This is a genomic window from Streptomyces sp. TOM-9, assembly GCF_056858595.1.
Genome location: NZ_JBXEQB010000001.1, coordinates 8,574,580 through 8,592,317, shown reverse-complemented (window position 1 = coordinate 8,592,317; position 17,738 = coordinate 8,574,580). Strand labels below are relative to the sequence as shown.

Genomic DNA, 17,738 nt, shown 5'->3' with positions numbered 1-17,738 from the left:
GCAGGAGGCGGTCGAGGCGCGGGGTGCCGGGCGGGTCGAGGACCCGGCGTCGGCGGACGGACCCGCGGTGCGGTGCCCGGAGGGGCCGCGTGCTGGGGCCGCGCGGAGGCGTACGGCCGGCGGGTCAGGCCGCTCCGCCGTTGGCGAAGATCGTCTGACCGTTGATCCAGCGACCGGGGCCGGCCAGGAAGGAGACGATCTCGGCGACGTCCTGAGGGGAGCCGAGGCGCTCAAGGGGGTTCAGCTTCGCGAACCGGTCTATGGTCGCCTCGTCCTTGCCGTTGAGGAACAGGTCGGTGGCGACCGGGCCGGGCGCGACGGCGTTCACGGTGATGTCGCGGCCGCGCAGCTCCCGGGCCAGGATCAGGCTGATGGCCTCGACCGCACCCTTCGACGCGGCGTACGCCGCGTAGGTCGGCGTGGCGATCCGGGTCTGGGACGAGGACACGTTGATCACGGCGCCGCCCTCGCGGAGCCTGCGGGCGGCCTGCTGGTTGACCACGAAGGTGCCGCGGATGTTGGTGCGGTGCATGCGGTCCAGGGCGTCGAGGTCGAAGTCCGCCACGGTGTTCAGGACCATGAGGCCGGCCGAGTTGACCACCACGTCCACACCGCCGAACTCCCGCTCCGCGGCGTCGAAGAGCTCCTGGACCGCCTTCTCGTCGGCGACGTCGGCCCGTACCGCGAGGCCGGAACCGCCGATGGCCGAGATCTGGGTGACGGTCGCGTCGGCGTCGGCCTGGTTGCCGGCGTAGGCGACGACGACCGCCTGGCCGTCGGCGGCCAGGCGCAGCGCGACCTCGCGGCCGATGCCGCGGGAGCCGCCCGTGACGATCGCGACGCGGCGAGTGGTGGTGGTCTCGGTCATGGCGGTCTCCTGATCGCGCGAGGGGGGCGACTCCTTCCGTCGCCCCGCTTCCGTTGATAACAGTGCCACGTTATCGCCGGAAACGCAAGCGGCGATAACGTCGACTTGTTATCGCTGTTCACGTAGGAGTCCGCGGCGCGCACCGCCCCCGAACACGCGCGGGCCGCCACCCCCACGCGGGGGCGGCGGCCCGGAATGTGACGGCCGTCATGCCTGGTCGTTCAGGCCGGCCGCAGATCAGCGGTAGCGACCGCCGAAGAAGAAGGGGTCGAAGAGGTAGGGCCCGAAGAGGTACGAGCCGAAGAAGCCGCGGTCGAAGCGGAAGGAGTCACGGTGGTGGCCGCGGCCGCCGTGACCACGGTCGTAGCCGCCGCGACCGTGGTCGCCCGTGACGTGGGTTCCCTTGGTGCTGGCGAGGTCCGGGGTGGCGGCGCCGGCAGCAGTGGCACCACCCAGCAGAACGACAGAGGCCACGCCGACAGCGGCCACAAAACGGGAAACGCGCATACTGACTCTCCTGTCTCGGCGGGCACCGGGGCGGTGTCCGCAGGGTTCCGACATGGATGAGCCTGCGTCGAGGACATCCGCGCCGCACGACGGAATTCCGTCACGCTCCGTCACGCGACGCCGCGTCAGGTGCGGCGAACGGTGGACTGCGGACGGCGTGCACAGCGCAGAATTCCTGATGATCACGGGTCCGACGGGGCCTCAATCACTCCACCACGCACCGTAATCACGAACCGTCACGTCCGGACCTCCCGACGGGTGAATCCTCGTCACCGACAACGTACGCCAACGCGGCCACCCAGCACCCGGGACGACCGAGCCGAGCGCGGGCCCGGAGCGGATGGGAACCGCTCCGTCCCTGGTCATGGGCTCGCGCGTCGCTGCGGCCGCGGGACTGCCCGAAGTCACGGCGACGCGCAAGCCCGGCCTCTCCCGGGAAGACGAAGGGCCCCGGCCCGCCCGAGCGGCGGGCACGGGGCCCCTACGGCACGCCGGACGGCGCGTCAGATCGTCACCGACACGACGTCAGCAGTCCTTCTCGCGCAGCGAGTGCAGGTACGCGCTCGACCTGCGGGCGAAGCTGAAGGAATCGGGCGGCGTGTCGTGCTCGGTCTGCCAGTGGTGGTCGAGACGGCCGCCGTGCGTGCGCGTCACGGCCGAGATGAACCGCTGGTAGTCGATGTCCCCGTCCCCGACGTCGACCATGCGGTAACCGTCGGGGTTGGTGTCGTCGTGCTCACCGTCCTTGACGTGGAAGAGCGGGTAGCGGTCGGGCTGCTTCAGGACGTAGCGCAGCGGGTCGAAGGGGGCGGGGGTGCCGTCCGCACGCTTGGAGAACCGGAACTGACCCGCGTAGGCCCAGTAGATGTCCATCTCCAGGTAGACCAGGTCGGGGTCGGTCTCGGCGAGGAGGACGTCGTACAGCCGCACTCCCGGGCGGTCGGTGGCGAAGGAGAACTCCTCCGCGTGGTTGTGCTGGTAGAACTTCATGCCGCGGGCCTTGGCGGCCGCGCCGTACTCGTTGAACTCCTCGGCGCAGCGCTTCCAGCCGTCGACGGTGCTGCCGTACCGCCAGGGACCGGACGCCGTTCCGATGTGCTTCAGCCCGAGGGCCTGGGCGTCGTCGAGGACCTTCGTGAGGTTCTGGGCGAAGGTGTAGGCGTTCGGGTCGCCGTCGTTGTAGTAGCCGACGTGGCTGCCGATGGCGCGCAGTCCGTGGTCGCGGGCGAGCCGGCGGAGCTGGGCGAGGGTGATGGCGCCGGCGGAGCCCTGCGTGTAGCCGGCGTACTCGATCTCGTCGTAGCCGTACTTCTGGAGTTCCGCGAAGACGGGGGCGAAGCCGAGTGTGGAGACCTTGTCGCGCAGCGAGTACAGCTGGATGCCGAGGCGGCCGGGAGGCAGGACCGGGCGGCCGTGGCCCTTGCCGTGTCCCTTGCTCTGGGCGGCGGCGGTGGGGGCGGCCAGGCCGAGCAACGCGGCGGCACCGGCTCCGGCGGCGACGCCCAGCATGCCGCGTCTGCTGAGCTTGCGGCTGAGCTCCGGGTCGGGGGTGCTGTTACGACGCGTGCTGGTCATTGTGGACAACTCCTTGGCGTCGGTGATGTGTGGTTCAGTGGAGTCCTGCCAGGCGCAGGAGCAGGGACTTCACTTCGGTGGCCGCGACGCGGCCGCCGACGGCACGGGGGATGGAGCAGAGGATGAGCGGACCTTCTTCGTCGCTCGCCGGGAGGCGGCCGTGGCTGCCGCGAATAGGCGAGGGGTCGAGCGGCACGACCGCCATGCGGTAGCGCATGCCGAGCTTCTTGCGGGCCAGTGCGGTGGCGGCCTTGACGCGGACGTAGGGGTCCGCCGGGTCCATGAACAGCTCGACGGGGTCGTAGCCGGGTTTGCGGTGGATCTCGACGAGCCGGGCGAAGTCGGGTGCCCTGTCGTCGTCGAGCCAGTAGTAGTACGTGAACCAGGCGTCCGGGTCCGCCACGGCGACGAGCTCGCCGGAGCGCGGATGGTCCAGACCGTGCCGCTTCTTGCCCTCGTCGTCGAGGAGTTCGGCGACGCCGGGCAGGGTGGCGAGGACCTTGCGGGTGGCTTCGAGGTCCTCGGGACGGCGCACGTACACGTGGGCGATCTGGTGGTCGGCGACCGCGAACGCGCGGGAGGCCATCGCGTCGAGGTACTCCATCCCGTCCTGGGTGTGGACCTCCAGCAGCCCGGCGCGCCGCAGTTCGCGGTTGATGTCGACGGGGCGGCTGACCGGCGTGATCGCGTACTCGGAGAGCGCCACCACCGTGCGGCCCTCCCTGCGTGTGTCGTCGAGGAGCGGGGCCAGGGCCTCGTCCAGCTCGGTGGCCGCGCGGCGGGAGCGGGGGTCGTCCGGGCCGAACCGCTGCAGGTCGTAGTCGAGGTGCGGGAGGTAGCAGAGGGCGAGGTCAGGTGTGCGGGTGCGCAGGATGTGCCGGGTGGCGTCGATGATCCAGCGGCTGGAGACGATGTCGGCGCCGGGGCCCCAGAAGTGGAAGAGGGGGAAGGTCCCGAGGGCGTCGGTGAGCTCGTCGTGGAGCTCGGGGGGCCGGGTGTAGCAGTCGGGCTCCTTGCGGCCGTCCGCGTAGTAGACGGGGCGCGGGGTGACCGTGACATCGGTGTCGGCGCCCATGGCGTACCACCAGCAGATGTTGGCCACGGTGTAGCCCGGGTGGGCACGGCGGGCGGCGTCCCACAGCTTGTCGCCTGCGACGAGACCGTTGTGCTGGCGCCACAGCAGGACGTCGCCGAGTTCACGGAAGTACCAGCCGTTGCCGACGATGCCGTGCCCGGCGGGCGGCGCACCCGTGAGGAAGGTGGACTGGGCGGCGCAGGTCACCGCGGGCAGGACGGTGCCGAGCGGGGCCTGTGAGCCGCTGTCCGCGAGCCGCCTCAGATGCGGCATGTGGTCCAGGAGCCGGGGGGTGAGGCCGACGACGTCGAGGACGAGGAGGGGGGCCGGCCCGGCGGTGTCGGTCATGGGAGTTCCTTCAGGCCGAGGTCGTGGAGGAGGTCCCGGGCCAGACCGAGTTCGGCGGCGATGCCGTCGGCGAGCTGGGCGCGGGTGCGCGGGCGCAGCTCGGCGGGGAGGGCCTGCCAGGTGTAGGTCTCGACCTCGAGGTGGTGGGTCAGCGGGGACGGGCCACCGACGAGGCGGGCGAGGGCGTCCTTCAGGACGGGGACGGTGGAGGTGAGCGGAGGCGCCGGCGGTGCGTGCAGCGGCACGTGGAAGTGGGCGCGCCAGGGTGCGCCGGTGGGGAGCGGCCCCTCGGTGAGCGCCTGGTGGAGGTCGTCGGTGCCGTGCAGGCCGCCGGCGGTGCGGGCGCGCGTCTGGTGCAGGAAGCGGGGTTCGGAAAAGGCGGCGAGCGCGTCGCGTACGTCCTGCAGGTGCGGGTGTTCGGCGTGCAGGGCGGCGGAGAGCTGGACCTTGGGGATGGTGATGCCCGCTGCGGTGAGCGCGTCCAGCGCGGCGGCGGGTTCTTCGAAGGAGGTGGCGAGATGGCAGGTGTCGACGCACACGCCGATGCGGGGGTGGGCGATCGCCGTGAGGGGCTCTATCGCGTCCGCGGTGGTCTCGACGATGCAGCCCGGTTCGGGTTCCAGGGCGATCCTGATGGACTTGCCGGTGAGTTCGGCCAGCGCGTCGAGCCGTCCGGCGAGGGTGGTGAGGGCGGTCCTGGCACTCCGCGCGGCATGCTCGTCCCAGAGGGTGCGCCAGGCGAGCGGGAGGGTGGAGATCGATCCCTCGGTGACGTCGGCGGGGAGCAGGGCGGCGAGGAGGTCGGCGAGGCCGCTGGTGTAGGCGAGCCGCTCCGGCTCGGTCCAGTCGGGGCGGTAGACCCGGTACTTGACCTCGGCGGCGCCGAAGCCCTGGTAGGGGAAGCCGTTGAGGGTGACGACCTCGAGGCCGCGGCGGTCGAGTGCGGTGCGCAGCCCGCGCAGGGCCGCCGGATCGGTGTGGAGGGCGCGCGCGGCGTCCTTGGCGAGCCACAGCCCGATGCCGAGGCGGTCCCGGCCCAGCCGTTTGCGGACGGGTTCGCAGTGGTCGCGGAGCTGCGAGAGGACTCCGTCGAGCGTCTCCGCGGGATGGACGTTGGTGCAGTAGGCCAGGTGGACGACGGAGCCGTCGGGGTGCCGGAAGCGCATGGGTACCGCCTCCTCATTCCCCGCCGCGGAGGATGGAGTTGCCCTCGTGCAGGTCCGCGGGGGCCGGGACGTCGAGCTGCAGCTTGCCGCTGCGTCCGTAGAAGGCGACGGGGTTGCGCCACAGGACCTGGTCGACGTCGTCGTCGGTGAAGCCGGCGGCGAGCATGGCGTCCGCGGTCCTGCGGGTCTTGAGGGGGTCGCTCTTCCCCCAGTCCGCCGCGGAGTTGACCAGCGTCTTCTCGGTGCCGTAGGCCTTCAGCACGGCGACCATGCGGTCCTCGTCCATCTTGGTGTCGGGGTAGATGGAGAAGCCCAGCCAGCAGCCGCTGTCGGCGGCCTCCTTCACCGTGGTCTCGTTCAGGTGGTCGAGCAGGACGTGCTCGGGGTCGAGCGCGGACTCGCGGACGACGTCGATGGTGCGGCGCATCCCGGTGAGCTTGTCGCGGTGCGGGGTGTGGACGAGGGCGGGCAGTCCGTGGTCGGCGGCGAGCTGGAGCTGGGTGGCGAGGGCGGTGTCCTCGGCGGGGGTCATCGAGTCGTAGCCGATCTCGCCGACGGCGACGACGTTGTCCTTGACGAGGAACCGGGGCAGCGCGTCGAGGACGGGGAGGCAGCGCGGGTCGTTCGCCTCCTTGGGGTTCAGGGCGACGGTGCAGTGGTGGGCGATGCCGTACTGCGCCGCGCGGAAGGGTTCCCAGCCCAGGAGGGAGTCGAAGTAGTCGAAGAAGGACTCGGGGCAGGTGCGGGGCTGACCGAGCCAGAAGGAGGGTTCGACCAGGGCGCGGACACCCGCGGCGTACATGGCCTCGTAGTCGTCCGTGGTGCGGGAGGTCATGTGGATGTGGGGGTCGAAGATGCGCATCAGGACTCCTCCGTCCGGGACGTCAGGGAGAGGACGCGGTGGAGGTCCGCGGGGACGGGCCGGCCCGCGGCGGTGCGTTCCGCCGCGTAGTCGCCGAGCATGCGGGCCAGTTCCGCGTCGCCGCGTGCCCGGTGCTCGAGCCGGGCGGCCGCGTCCACCGGCACTCCGGTGAACAGGCACTTCAGGAGCGCGTGCCGCCAGGTGTGCGGGTCGAGGTGCTCCGCGGCGTAGGGGCCGACGGCGGCGGCGACGAGCCGCGTGTCGTTGGTGCGCAGGGCGTCCTCGACGAGGGGCACCCCGTCGGCGGGGGCCGGCGCGCGGTGCGGCAGCGCGAGGAGGACGGCGCGGCGCTCCGCGGCGGTGCCCTGCCGGTACAGGCGGGTCAGCGTGGCGGCGTCGGCGCGGGCCTCCCGTAGGAGCAGCACGCGGGCGGCGTCGGCGTGCTCCTGGCCGCAGTGGCGGCCCGCGGAGGCGAAGCGCTGTTCCCAGGCGGGCACGGAGGAGGTTGCGGTGGGGGTGTCGTCGTCCGTGGTGCCGTCGCGGGCGGCTCCGGCTTCGGCGAGGGCCGCGTCGAGCCAGGCGCCGGCGGCGTCGCCGAGCCGGGCGTGGAGGCCCTCGCGGGTGGGTGTCGTCATGCCGTGGCTCCGTTCGCGGGGGTGTGGGAGCGCAGGAAGTCGAGGGAGGTGCGGGCGAGTTCGGGTCCGGCGTGGGAGTGGCGGGGAAGTTCGACGACGGTCAGGCCCTCGTAGCCGGTGTCCGCCAGGGCCTGGAGGACGGGCGGGAAGTCGATCTCCCCGTCGCCGAAGGGGAGGTGTTCGTGGACGCCGCGGCGCATGTCCTCGATCTGGACGTGGCGGAGCCAGGGGGCGGCCTGTTTGACGCAGTCGGCGGGGGGCGCCGGTTCCAGGCACTGGCAGTGGCCGATGTCGAGGGTGAGTCCGAGGGGTTCGGGGTCGCCGAGCAGGCCGCGCAGGTGGTGGAAGTCGTCGAGGCATGCGAGGAGGTGACCGGGCTCGGGCTCGACCGCGAGCGGGATCCCGGCGGTGGACGCCGCGTCCAGGACGGGTGCGAGGGCGCCTTCGAGCCGCTGCCAGGCGGTGGCGGACGACGTGCCGGCGGGCGTGATCCCGCTGAAGCAGTGCACGGCGTGGGCCCCGAGGTCGGCGGCGACCCGGACGGCGCGGACGAGCAGCCGGGTGCGGGCGGCGCGGGCGTCGGGGTCCGGGTCGAGGAGGGAGGGACCGTGCTTGCGGCGCGGGTCGAGGACGTAGCGGGCGCCGGTCTCGACGGTGACCTCGAGGCCGAGGGCGGACAGCCGTCCCGCGAGGCGGCGGGTGCGGGCGGCGAGGCCGGGTGCCAGCGGGTCGAGGTGCATGTGGTCGAGGGTGAGTCCGACCCCGTCGTAGCCCAGTTCGGCGAGGAGGGAGAGGGCGTCGTCGAGGCGGAGGTCGGTGAGGCCGTTGGTTCCGTAGCCGAGGCGCAGGCTCATGTGGGGCTCACCTTCCTGGCGACCCGGCGGGCGACGGGGCCGAGGGCGAGGACGGCCGCCGCGGATGCTCCCGAGCCGGAGCGGGCCGCCAGGGCGGCCTGCAACGGGATCATGGCGCGGATCCCACCGCCGACCGCGCGCTGGGTGAGTTGTGGTGACGGGTTGAGAGCCGCGTGCAGGAAGGGGGTGAACGCGGTGCCGGCGTAGGCGGCGGAGGCCAGTGCCGTCATGACGTGGGGCAGGGCCGGTGGTTGCTCCGTCCTGGGGGCCGGTCGCCCGCGTCGGCCACCGCCCGCCCCGTGCCGGGCGGTGGCCGACGGCGGGCGTGTGGACGCACGCAGGTGGTGCAGCGTCCGGGCGGCGTCGGCCGTGACGGCGGCGATCGCCGTGGTCGTGACCAGTGCGGCGATCGGTGCCCTGCTGGAGCCGCCCCGCGTCTCGTTGCGGGAGACGGTGGTGACCGCGTAGGTGTGCGCGCCGAGCAGGGCGGCGTGGGGCAGCGCGGCGGCGAGCGCCCGGGGGCGGGTGGCCGTCGCGCCGAGCACGAGGTCGAGGGCGCGTGCGGTGGCCATGGCGGCCGGTCCCGCCGCCGTGTGCTTCAGGCGCAGGTCGTACGCCCAGACCGTCACCGCGAGGGTGGTGGCGAGGGCGAGCGGGGCGCGTCCCGCGCGGGCCGCGAGCGCCAGGCCGGCCGCGGTGAGCGCCCCGGCGGCCGTCAGGGCGGCGGCCGGGCTGATCCGGCCGGAGGGGAGGGGGCGGTGGGGGCGGTCGACGGCGTCCTCGTCGCGGTCGGCCCAGTCGTTGAGCGCCATGCCCGCGTGGTAGAGGCACAGCGAGCTGCCGATGGCGAGGAAGGTGCCGCGACGGGGACCGCGTCCGGTCGCGGCGGCGCCCGCGAGGGCGTCGCCCGGGACGGTGAACAGGGCCGAGACGCGCAGGAGTTCGGCCCAGTCCCACAGCCGTGGGGCCGGTGCGGGCCGCTCCGCCTCGGCGTCGTCGGCGCTCCCGGGCCCGGCGGGCCGGGCGTCGCCGCACCCGCCCGGGGCGGCCCCCTCCTCCGCCCCGGGCCGGTGGGTGCCGCGTGCCGCCCCGTCCCGCGGGACGGTGTCGTGCACCGTGCCGCGCGGTGGGCGGCGCGCGGCGAACGCCGTCACGACGCCGAGGGCCGCCACGACGGCCAGGGCCCGCAGCCGTCCGGCTCCAGGTGCCCTCACCGGGACTCCCCCAGCCTCACGGCGAGGGCCAGCAGCTCCCCGTACTGCTCGGAGAGCGCCGCGGGGGCGCCCGGGTCGGGGTCCTTGAAGTAGAAGCCCAGCTCGGGGAGGGGTCCGCTCAGACCGGCCTCCTGGGCGCGGGCCGCGAAGCGTGCGAGGTCGAGGACGAGCGGGGCGGCGAGGGCGGAGTCGCATCCCTGCCAGGTGGTCTGGAGGACCATGCGGGTGCCGAGGAAGCCGTCGAAGGCGATGTGGTCCCAGGCCGTCTTCCAGTCGCCGAGGGCGGGGACGTCGTCGATGTGCACCTCGCCCTCGGGGGCGGCGCCGAGGGCGTCTGCGAGGACGCGCTCCTTGCCGGCGTTCTTCGCCGCGGCCGCCGCGGGGTCGGCGAGGACCGCCCCGTCGCCGCCGCCGAGCAGGTTGGTGCCGGACCAGGCCCGTACCGACAGGGCGCGTTGCACGAACATCGGGGCGAGGACGGAGCGGAGCAGGGTCTGCCCCGTCTTGCCGTCCCGTCCCGCGTGGGGCAGGCCGCGGGCGGAGGCCGCCTCGGCGAGGTCCCGGGTCCGTATCCCGGTGGAGGGGGTGAAGTTCACGTAGGCGCATCCGGCCTCGATCGCCGCCGCCGCGTAGAGGGAGCTCGCCGGAAGACGGTCGCTCCCGGGCTCGGGAACGGGCTCGGTGGAGGCGACGTTGACGACGACGGTCCGCGCCAGGTCGTGGCGGTGGGTGAAGGCGGTGATGTCCGCCGCGAACGCCGCGATCAGCTCCTGGTCACCGCGGGTGTCGCCGGGGAGCGGGCCGCCGGTGCGGATCTCGGCGTCGGCGGCGGCGAGTTCGGCGCGGAGCGCGGCCGGCAGGCCGTACGGCAGCACGCCGCCCTCCGCGAGCTGTTCGGCCCGCTTGCCCAGCGGGCAGGCGGCCGTGTCGTGGCCGCCGAAGACCAGGGAAGGAAGGGGTGGGAGGCCGGCCGCGGCGAAGGGAGCGGTCTCGCTCACCATGCCCGTCGCGGGGTGGAGCCCGGCGGTGATCGCCGCGCATCCCGCGACGGCGGTGGTGGCGACGGAGCCGCGGGCTCCGATGAGCCACACTCCGGTGCGCGTGGGCGACTGGTGGTCCGATGCCGGTGCCGGGGCGGGCGGGTTCGTCACGGCTGCCTCCCTGGTGCGAGTGGTGGGGGGCGGCGGGCGGGGGCACGGCGTCTCCCCGCCCGCCGCCGGCTCGTGGGTGCCGGCAGGGACTGCCCTACGAGGAGGGAAGTTCCTTGATCTGTACGTTCCGGAAGGACACCTGGTCGTCGGCCCCGTGGTTCTGCAGGCCGATGTAGCCGTCCTTCAGACTGCGGGCGGGGTCGGTGTTGGTGAAGTCGTTGATCTTGACTCCGTTGAGGAAGACCTGGAGCCGTTCACCCTGGACCTTGATCTCGTAGCTGTTCCACTGGCCCGGGGGACGCAGCACCTGGTCGCGGGCCTTGAGGTTGGCCGACTTGAAGCTGTAGACGGAGCCGGTGGTGCGGTCGGGGGCGTCCGAGGCGTCGATCTGGATCTCGTAGCCCTTGTCCACCGCGGACCAGGGGTCGTCGGAGGCCGGGAAGCCCACGAAGACACCGGAGTTGTCGTCGCCGTCCATCTTCCAGTCGAGCTTCAGGGAGTACGCGCCGTACTGCTTGGCCTGGTACCACAGCAGGCCCATGCCGCCCTCGGTGCGCAGTTCACCGTCGACGACGTTGAACTTGCCGGGGCCCGCCTGCTTCCAGCCCTCCGAGGTGTACCCGTTGAACAGGTCGCGGTAGCCCGTCTGCGGCTTGCAGTCGGCCTTGACCTGTCCGACGGCGTAGCGCAGTCCGCCCAGGAGGTGCTGGCGGAAGGCCGGCTCGGCGTAGGACTCCTTGGTGTGCCCGAGACCGGTGTAGAAGGAGCGGCCGGACTGGTAGGTCTGGCACCACGCGATCGGGTGGTCGCCCTTCATCGTGCCGCCCTGGTAGGTGGTCTCGTCCAGGGTGGCGAGGACGCGGGCCTGGCCGCGCGGGTTGGTGCGGTAGTTGTACCACTCGTCGGTGCGCTCCCAGCCGGCCTCGTCGAGGTGCGCGGTGGCCGGGTGGTCGTGGTCCTCGGCGCGGACGGTGGCCTTCTGGATCTGCGGGTGCCCCTGGAAGTAGGCGCCGACGAGGCCGCCGTAGAAGGGCCAGTCGTACTCGGTGTCGGCGGCGGCGTGGACGCCCATGTAGGCGCCCCCGCCCTTGACGTAGTTCTCGAACGCCTGCTGCTGATCGGCGTTGAGGACGTCACCGGTGGTCGACAGGAACACCACGGCGTCGTAGCGGGCCAGGTTGTTCGTGGTGAACTGCTTCGGCTCCTCGGTCGAGTCGACGGTGATGTTGGCGGAGGCTCCGAGCTCCTTCAGCGCGGCGATGCCGGTCGGGATGGCGTCGTGGCGGAAGCCGGCGGTCCTGGAGAAGACCAGGACGCGCTTTGCGGCGCGGTCGGCCGGAACGTCGGAGAGCTCGAAGTCGTCCAGGTCGTACAGCGCCCCGGAGCCGCCCTTGAAGACCAGGAAGAGCTCGGTGGTCTTCTTCGGCACGGCGCGCAGCGGTACGTCGATCTCCTGGAAGGTCTCCCAGCTGCCGGTGACCGGGACGGGGGCGGAGCCCAGGATCGGGCCGGTCGCCGAGCCGGTGCGCACCTCGAGGAAGCCGCCGGAGCCTCCGGAGGAAACGCGGGCGGTCAGCCGGACGGAGCCGGTGAGGTTGTAGGGCTTGAAGGAGATCCAGTCGCTGTCGTCGATGTTGCCGACGGTGCGGCCGCCGTGGGCCTCGGCCTTGTCGAACAGGTCGACGCCGGACGAGCCTGTGAAGTGCTCGGCCTGCCGGTGGCGCGGCTGCAGCTGCGCCTGGTCGTGGCCGGCGAGCGCCTCCTGGCCGCCGCCCCCGCCGTCGGTGTACTCGGCGTCGATGACGCCGAAGATGTTGGCGTTGGGGTCGTGGCCGCCGTCGGCGGAGGTCTTGATGGTGCCGGAGCAGCCGTTGACCGAGGTCACGGGGTGGCCGTGGCTGTCGTGGCCGAGGATGTAGGTGACCTTGACCTTGGAGCAGTCGATGGTCCCGTCCTCGGGGTCGGTGACGGTCACCTTGAACGGGATGTCGTCGCCGAAGCTGAACAGGGCTCCCTCGGCGGGCAGGTCCAGGGTCACCTTGGGCGCGGTGTTGCCGACGACGACCTGGACGCTCGCGGACGCGGTGCGGCCGGTCGGGTCCTTCACGTCAAGGGTCGCGGTGTAGGTGCCGTTCGTGCGGTAGGTGTGCGCGGGGTTGGCCGCGGTGGAGGTGCCGCCGTCGCCGAAGTCCCAGCTGTAGGCGAGCGTGTCGCCGTCGGGGTCGGTGGTACCGGCCGAGGAGAAGGTGACCTTCAGCGGTGCGGTGCCCGAGGTCTTGTTCGCGGACGCCTCGGCGCTCGGGGAGCGGCCGTCGGTGGCGTTCTCGATCCGGTAGAGGGCGGAGTGCTCGTCACCGCCGAACCAGGCGGTGCCGTAGTCGAGGACGTACAGCGCGCCGTCCGGGCCGAAGGCCATGTCCATGATCTGCGTGCCGGTCCAGGGCACGTCGTTGATGGACTGGACCGTGCCGTCCTCGCCCTGGTCGATGCGCTTGATCCAGCGGCGCCCGAACTCGCCGGCGAAGAAGTCGCCGTCGTAGGCCTCGGGGAACTTCACCGGGGAGTCCAGCTCGGGGTCGTACCGGTAGACCGGGCCGCCCATCGGGGACTCCGAGCCGCTGCCGAACTCCGGCACGGAACCGCCGTCGTAGGGGATCCACGCCGCCTGCGCGGGCGGCAGGTCGGTCAGGCCGGTGTTGTACGGCGAGTCGTTCTTCGGCGCGGCGCAGTCGAAGGTCGCTCCGGACTGCCCGGTCGCGAAGTCGTAGTCGACGTACGGGTCGTTCTTCCCGGTGCAGAAGGGCCAGCCGAAGTTGCCGGCCTTCGTCACCCGGGCGAACTCGACCTGGCCGCCGGGACCGCGCTTGGGGTCGGCCGCGCCGGCGTCGGGCCCGTAGTCGCCGACGTAGGCGATGCCGGTCTTCCTGTCGACGCTGAAACGGAACGGGTTGCGGAAGCCCATGGCGTAGATCTCGGGCCGGGTCTTGTCCGTGCCCGGGGCGAAGAGGTTCCCCTCGGGGATCGTGTACGACCCGTCCTCGGCGACCTTGATCCGCAGCAGCTTGCCGCGCAGGTCGTTGGTGTTGCCGGAGGTGCGGCGGGCGTCGTATGCGGGGTTGCGGCCCGGGCGGTCGTCGATGGGCGCGTAGCCGTCGGAGGCGAAGGGGTTGGAGTCGTCGCCGGTCGACAGGTACAGGTTGCCCTGGGCGTCGAAGTCGATGTCACCGCCGACGTGACAGCAGATGCCGCGGGTCGTGGCGACGTCGAGGACCTTCTTCTCGCTGGCGTTGTCGAGGGTCCAGTCAGCGTTCAGCGTGAAGCGCGAGAGCCGGTTGACGCCGTCGAACTTGGCGAAGTCCTCGGCCGTCCCCTGGTCGGGGGCGTCGCCTGCGGGGGTGTCGAGCGGGGGCGCGTAGTAGAGGAAGATCGCCCGGTTCTCACTGAAGTCCGGGTCGATGCCGACGCCCTGGAGGCCCTCCTCGTCGTGCGTGTAGACGGGGACCGTTCCGATCACGGTGGTGGTGCCGGCGGCGTCGGTCCTGCGCAGCTCGCCGTCGCGCGAGGTGTGCAGCACGCTGCGGTCGGGCAGGACCGCGAGGGACATGGGCTCGCCCGTCTCGGGCTCCCCCTTGGCGAGGGTGACCTGCTGGAACTCCTCCGCCGCCGCGGCCGCGGGCTCCATATCGAGGGGCTGGGCCGAGGCACCTGAGGGGGCGGAGATGACGAGGGACGTGGCGGCGAGGAGGCCGCCGGTGAGGAGCGCGAGTCCCTGCCGGAATCGGCTTCTGGATGCTCCGGGCCGTTTTCTGTGCACGTGTGTCCTCCGGGAAGGTCGTACGGGCGGATGCAGCTGCCGTGCGGAAGATCCGGGGACCGGCGTGCGCCGTCACGCTGGTCGGGTGCCGCTCAGGACCGGCCTCGTGTTTCCGGCCTGTGTCCTGTACACCTCAGGGACGGTAGCCGGGTTCGTCCGGGACCGAAAGGCCTTGCGCGGTGAATAAGTTGAACTTTCTCCAGCGTCAGGACAAAGCTGGGCCCGGGCAGCCCGACAGGCCCGGCGGCGGTGGCCGCCGGGCTGCGGGATGTGCGCTGTGACCTGCGGTGACGCCTAGTCGTTGCCTCCGAACGCGGCGTCGAACGACGCCGCAGGCGGGTCGAAGTCGTACCGCTTCAGGAGGGAAAGCGCTTCCGGGGCGCCCGCGAGGCGGTCCATCCCGGCGTCCTCCCACTCGACGGAGATCGGGCCGTCGTATCCGATCGACCGGAGCATCCGGAACACGTCCTCCCACGGCACGTCGCCGTGCCCGGCCGAGACGAAGTCCCAGCCGCGCCGCGGGTCGCCCCACGGCAGGTGGGAGCCCATGCGCCCGTTGCGGCCGTCGAGGCGCTTGCGGGCCTCCTTGCAGTCGACGTGGTAGATGCGGTCCTTGAAGTCCCACAGGAACCCGACGGGGTCGAGGTCCTGCCACACGAAGTGGCTCGGGTCGAAGTTCAGCCCGAAGGCCGGCCGGTGGCCGACGGCCTCCAGCGCGCGGTGCGTGGTCCAGTAGTCGTAGGCGATCTCGGCCGGGTGGACCTCGTGGGCGAAGCGGACCCCTTCGGCGTCGTAGACGTCCAGGATCGGGTTCCACCGCTCGGCGAAGTCCTCGAAGCCGCGCTCGATCATCCGCTCCGGGACCGGCGGGAACATGGCGACCAGGTGCCAGATCGACGAGCCGGTGAAGCCGATGACGGTGCGCACCCCGAAGGCGGCCGCGGCGCGCGCGGTGTCGGCCAGCTCGCGCGCGGCCCGCTGCCGGACGCCCTCCGGCTCACCGTCGCCCCAGATCCGGGCGGGCAGGATCCCCTTGTGGCGCTCGTCGATCGGGTTGTCGCAGACGGCCTGTCCGACCAGGTGGTTGGAGACCGCCCAGCACTTCAGGCCGTACTTGTCGAGCAGCGCCCGCCGCCCGTCCAGGTAGGCGGGGTCGGCCAGGGCCTTGTCGACCTCGAAGTGGTCGCCCCAGCAGGCGAGTTCGAGCCCGTCGTAACCGAAGTCGCGGGCGAGCCGGCAGACCTCCTCCAGGGGCAGGTCGGCCCACTGGCCGGTGAAGAGGGTGAAGGGTCGTGGCACGGCGAGGGCCTCCTCGATACGGGCGTGGTCAGGCGGGGACGGGGGTGTAGACGGCGTTCTTCTCGGCGCTCTCCTCCACCGCCGCCAGGACCCGCTGCACCTGCAGGCCGTCGGCGAACGACGGCGCCGGGGTGACCCCTTCGGCGATCCCGAGCACGAGGTCGCGCGCCTGGTGGGTGAAGGTGTGCTCGTAACCGAGCGCGTGGCCGGGCGGCCACCACGCCTCCAGGTACGGATGGCCCGGCTCGGTCACCAGGATCCGCCGGAAGCCGGCCGAGTCGGCGGGCTCGGTGTGGTCGTGGAACGACAGCTCGTTCAGCCGCTCCAGGTCGAAGGCGAGCGAGCCGCGCTCGCCGTTGATCTCCAGCCGCAGGGCGTTCTTGCGCCCCGAGGCCATCCGGGTGGCCTCGAAGGAGGCGAGCGCCCCCGAGGCCAGCCGCCCGGTGAACAGCGCCGCGTCGTCGACGGTGACCGGCCCCCGCCGCGTGCTCCCGGAGCCCGACAGCCCCGACGACGTGCCGGCCAGCTCGGGCCGCTCCCTTACGAACGTCTCGGTGAGCGCCGAGACGCCCACCAGGGGCTCCCCCGCCAGGTACTGCGCGAGGTCGACGGCGTGCGCGCCGAGGTCGCCGAGCGCCCCGGAGCCCGCGTACTCGCGCTTCAGCCGCCAGGTCAGCGGGAAGTCCGGGTCGACGAGCCAGTCCTGGAGGTAGGTCACCCGCACGTGGCGGATGGTGCCCACCCTCCCGTCCGCGATGAGCCGGCGGGCGTAGGCGACCGCCGGCACCCGCCGGTAGTTGAAGCCGACCATGGCCACCTGGCCGCGGGCGGCCGCCAACTCGGCCGCCGCGGCCATGGCCTCCGCCTCGGCGACCGAGTTGGCCAGCGGCTTCTCGCACAGGACGTGCTTGCCCGCCTCGAGCGCCGCGATGGCGATCTCGGCGTGGCTGTCCCCGGGGGTGCACACGTCCACCAGCTGGACGTCGTCCCGGTCCACCAGTGCCCGCCAGTCCGTCTCCGCGGCGGCCCAGCCGTGCCGGGCGGCCGCGGCCCGCACCGCCCCCTCGTCCCGGCCGCCGATCGCGGCCAGGACGGGCCTCATCGGCAGGTCGAACACGCGGCCCACGGTGCGCCACGCGTGGGAGTGGGTGGCGCCCATGAAGGCGTAGCCGACCATGCCGATGCCGAGCGCCGGCGAAGCGGCCCCTGCCTCACTGTCTTCCTTGCCGGCCATATCAGCCATGCCGTTGCTCCTCGTCGGTTGCTCGGTTCGGACGGGCGGGGCGGATCTGTTAGATGAAGCCCGTCGGCAGGTACTCGTCGACGTTCTCCTTGGTGACGACGGCCGAGTACAGGGTGATCGACGCGGGGATCTCCAGCTCCGACAACCCGCCGACGCCCTTCTTCTGTCCGAGCGCTCGGGCCAGGTCGATGGCGGAGGCGGCCATGGTGGGCGGGTACAGGACGGTCGCCTTCAGCACGCCGTTGTCGGCCTTGATGGCGTCCATAGCCGACTTGGACCCGGCGCCGCCGACCATGAAGAACTCGTCACGGCCCGCCTGCGCGATCGCGCGCAGGGCACCGACGCCCTGGTCGTCGTCGTGGTTCCACAGCGCGTCGAACTGCTTCTGCGCCTGCAGCAGCTGGGCCATCTTGGCCTGGCCGGTCTCGACGGTGAACTCGGCGGCCTGCCGGGCCACCTTCCTGATGTTGGGGTAGTTCTTCAGGGCGTCGTCGAAGCCCTGGGTGCGCTGCCGGGTCAGCTCCAGGTTGTCGATGCCGGCGAGCTCGACGACCTTGGCGTCCGGCTTGTCCTTGAGCTGCTCGCCGATGTAGCGGCCGGCGTTGAGCCCCATGCCGTAGTTGTCGCCGCCGATCCAGCAGCGGTACGCCTGCGGGGAGGCGAAGATCCGGTCCAGGTTGATCACCGGGATGCCGGCCTTCATGGCCTGCAGGCCCACCTGGGTGAGGGCCTTGCCGTCGGCCGGCAGGATGACCAGGACGTCGACCTTCTTGTTGATCAGCGTCTGGATCTGCCCGATCTGGGCGGCGGTGTCGTTGGAGCCCTCGGTGATCTCCAGCGTCACCTCGGAGTACTTCGCGGCGCGGTCCTTGGCGTTCTGGTTGATGGCGTTGAGCCAGCCGTGGTCGGCCTGCGGGCCGGCGAAGCCGATGGTGACCGGCGTGCCGGGCTTGTCGTCGGCGGCGGCAGCCGTGGTGGCGGCCGTGCCGGCCTTCTTCGGCTCGTTGCTGGTGCAGGCGGTGAGGGCCGCTCCGGCGGATACGGCGGCGGCGCCGAAGAGCAGTCCTCTGCGGCTGGTGACCGGGATTCGTGGCATGGCGGTGAAACCCTCCGGGATAGGGCGGTGC

General features: G+C 72.4%; 14 protein-coding genes. All 14 read right to left on the bottom strand.

Annotated features, from left to right (window positions below; translation table 11 throughout):
* Window positions 1–124: 124 nt before the first annotated feature.
* The 14 genes from AC1VWI_RS39480 to AC1VWI_RS39415 all read right to left on the bottom strand — a co-directional run bounded on the left by AC1VWI_RS39480 (window position 125) and on the right by AC1VWI_RS39415 (window position 17,698).
* A complete protein-coding gene (locus tag AC1VWI_RS39480; RefSeq protein WP_499515851.1) occupies window positions 125–868 on the bottom strand; it encodes an SDR family oxidoreductase in 744 nt (247 codons plus the stop codon).
* A gap of 237 nt (window positions 869–1,105) precedes the next feature.
* Complete coding sequence (locus AC1VWI_RS39475; RefSeq protein ID WP_499515850.1) at window positions 1,106–1,342, bottom strand: hypothetical protein; 237 nt, start codon at window positions 1,340–1,342, stop codon at window positions 1,106–1,108.
* A 558-nt stretch (window positions 1,343–1,900) separates the two neighbouring features.
* Window positions 1,901–2,950, bottom strand: a complete 1,050-nt coding sequence (locus AC1VWI_RS39470; protein WP_499515849.1) for a sugar phosphate isomerase/epimerase family protein — start codon at window positions 2,948–2,950, stop codon at window positions 1,901–1,903.
* 34 nt (window positions 2,951–2,984) lie between these two features.
* Window positions 2,985–4,373 (bottom strand): alkaline phosphatase family protein, encoded by a 1,389-nt coding sequence (locus tag AC1VWI_RS39465; protein WP_499515848.1) that lies wholly within the window; start codon window positions 4,371–4,373, stop codon window positions 2,985–2,987.
* Entirely contained in the window at window positions 4,370–5,539 is a 1,170-nt protein-coding gene (eboE, locus tag AC1VWI_RS39460; protein ID WP_499515847.1) for a metabolite traffic protein EboE, read from the bottom strand. The genes AC1VWI_RS39465 and eboE overlap by 4 nt, the downstream gene beginning before the upstream one ends.
* Window positions 5,540–5,552: 13 nt before the next feature.
* Window positions 5,553–6,401 carry a TatD family hydrolase gene (locus AC1VWI_RS39455; RefSeq protein WP_499515846.1) on the bottom strand — a complete coding sequence of 283 codons (849 nt, stop codon included), beginning with the start codon at window positions 6,399–6,401 and terminating at the stop codon, window positions 5,553–5,555.
* The gene (locus AC1VWI_RS39450; protein WP_499515845.1) at window positions 6,401–7,036 is read right to left on the bottom strand and encodes an EboA domain-containing protein; all 636 of its coding nucleotides are present in this window, start codon (window positions 7,034–7,036) and stop codon (window positions 6,401–6,403) included. The genes AC1VWI_RS39455 and AC1VWI_RS39450 overlap by 1 nt, the downstream gene beginning before the upstream one ends.
* Window positions 7,033–7,890 (bottom strand): sugar phosphate isomerase/epimerase family protein, encoded by an 858-nt coding sequence (locus tag AC1VWI_RS39445; RefSeq protein WP_499515844.1) that lies wholly within the window; start codon window positions 7,888–7,890, stop codon window positions 7,033–7,035. Before AC1VWI_RS39445 ends, AC1VWI_RS39450 begins: the two co-directional genes overlap by 4 nt.
* Window positions 7,887–9,104, bottom strand: a complete 1,218-nt coding sequence (locus AC1VWI_RS39440) for an SCO3242 family prenyltransferase (protein WP_499515843.1) — start codon at window positions 9,102–9,104, stop codon at window positions 7,887–7,889. Before AC1VWI_RS39440 ends, AC1VWI_RS39445 begins: the two co-directional genes overlap by 4 nt.
* Window positions 9,101–10,255, bottom strand: coding sequence for an inositol-3-phosphate synthase (locus tag AC1VWI_RS39435; protein ID WP_499515842.1), 1,155 nt, complete (start codon window positions 10,253–10,255; stop codon window positions 9,101–9,103). The genes AC1VWI_RS39440 and AC1VWI_RS39435 overlap by 4 nt, the downstream gene beginning before the upstream one ends.
* Before the next feature lie 94 nt (window positions 10,256–10,349).
* Window positions 10,350–13,937 carry a ThuA domain-containing protein gene (locus tag AC1VWI_RS39430; protein ID WP_499515841.1) on the bottom strand — a complete coding sequence of 1,196 codons (3,588 nt, stop codon included), beginning with the start codon at window positions 13,935–13,937 and terminating at the stop codon, window positions 10,350–10,352.
* Window positions 13,938–14,363: 426 nt separating this feature from the next.
* A complete protein-coding gene (locus AC1VWI_RS39425; protein ID WP_499515840.1) occupies window positions 14,364–15,368 on the bottom strand; it encodes a sugar phosphate isomerase/epimerase family protein in 1,005 nt (334 codons plus the stop codon).
* 28 nt (window positions 15,369–15,396) lie between these two features.
* Complete coding sequence (locus AC1VWI_RS39420; RefSeq protein ID WP_499515839.1) at window positions 15,397–16,611, bottom strand: Gfo/Idh/MocA family protein; 1,215 nt, start codon at window positions 16,609–16,611, stop codon at window positions 15,397–15,399.
* Between the two features lie 49 nt (window positions 16,612–16,660).
* Entirely contained in the window at window positions 16,661–17,698 is a 1,038-nt protein-coding gene (locus tag AC1VWI_RS39415) for a substrate-binding domain-containing protein (protein ID WP_499517023.1), read from the bottom strand.
* Window positions 17,699–17,738: the final 40 nt, after the last annotated feature.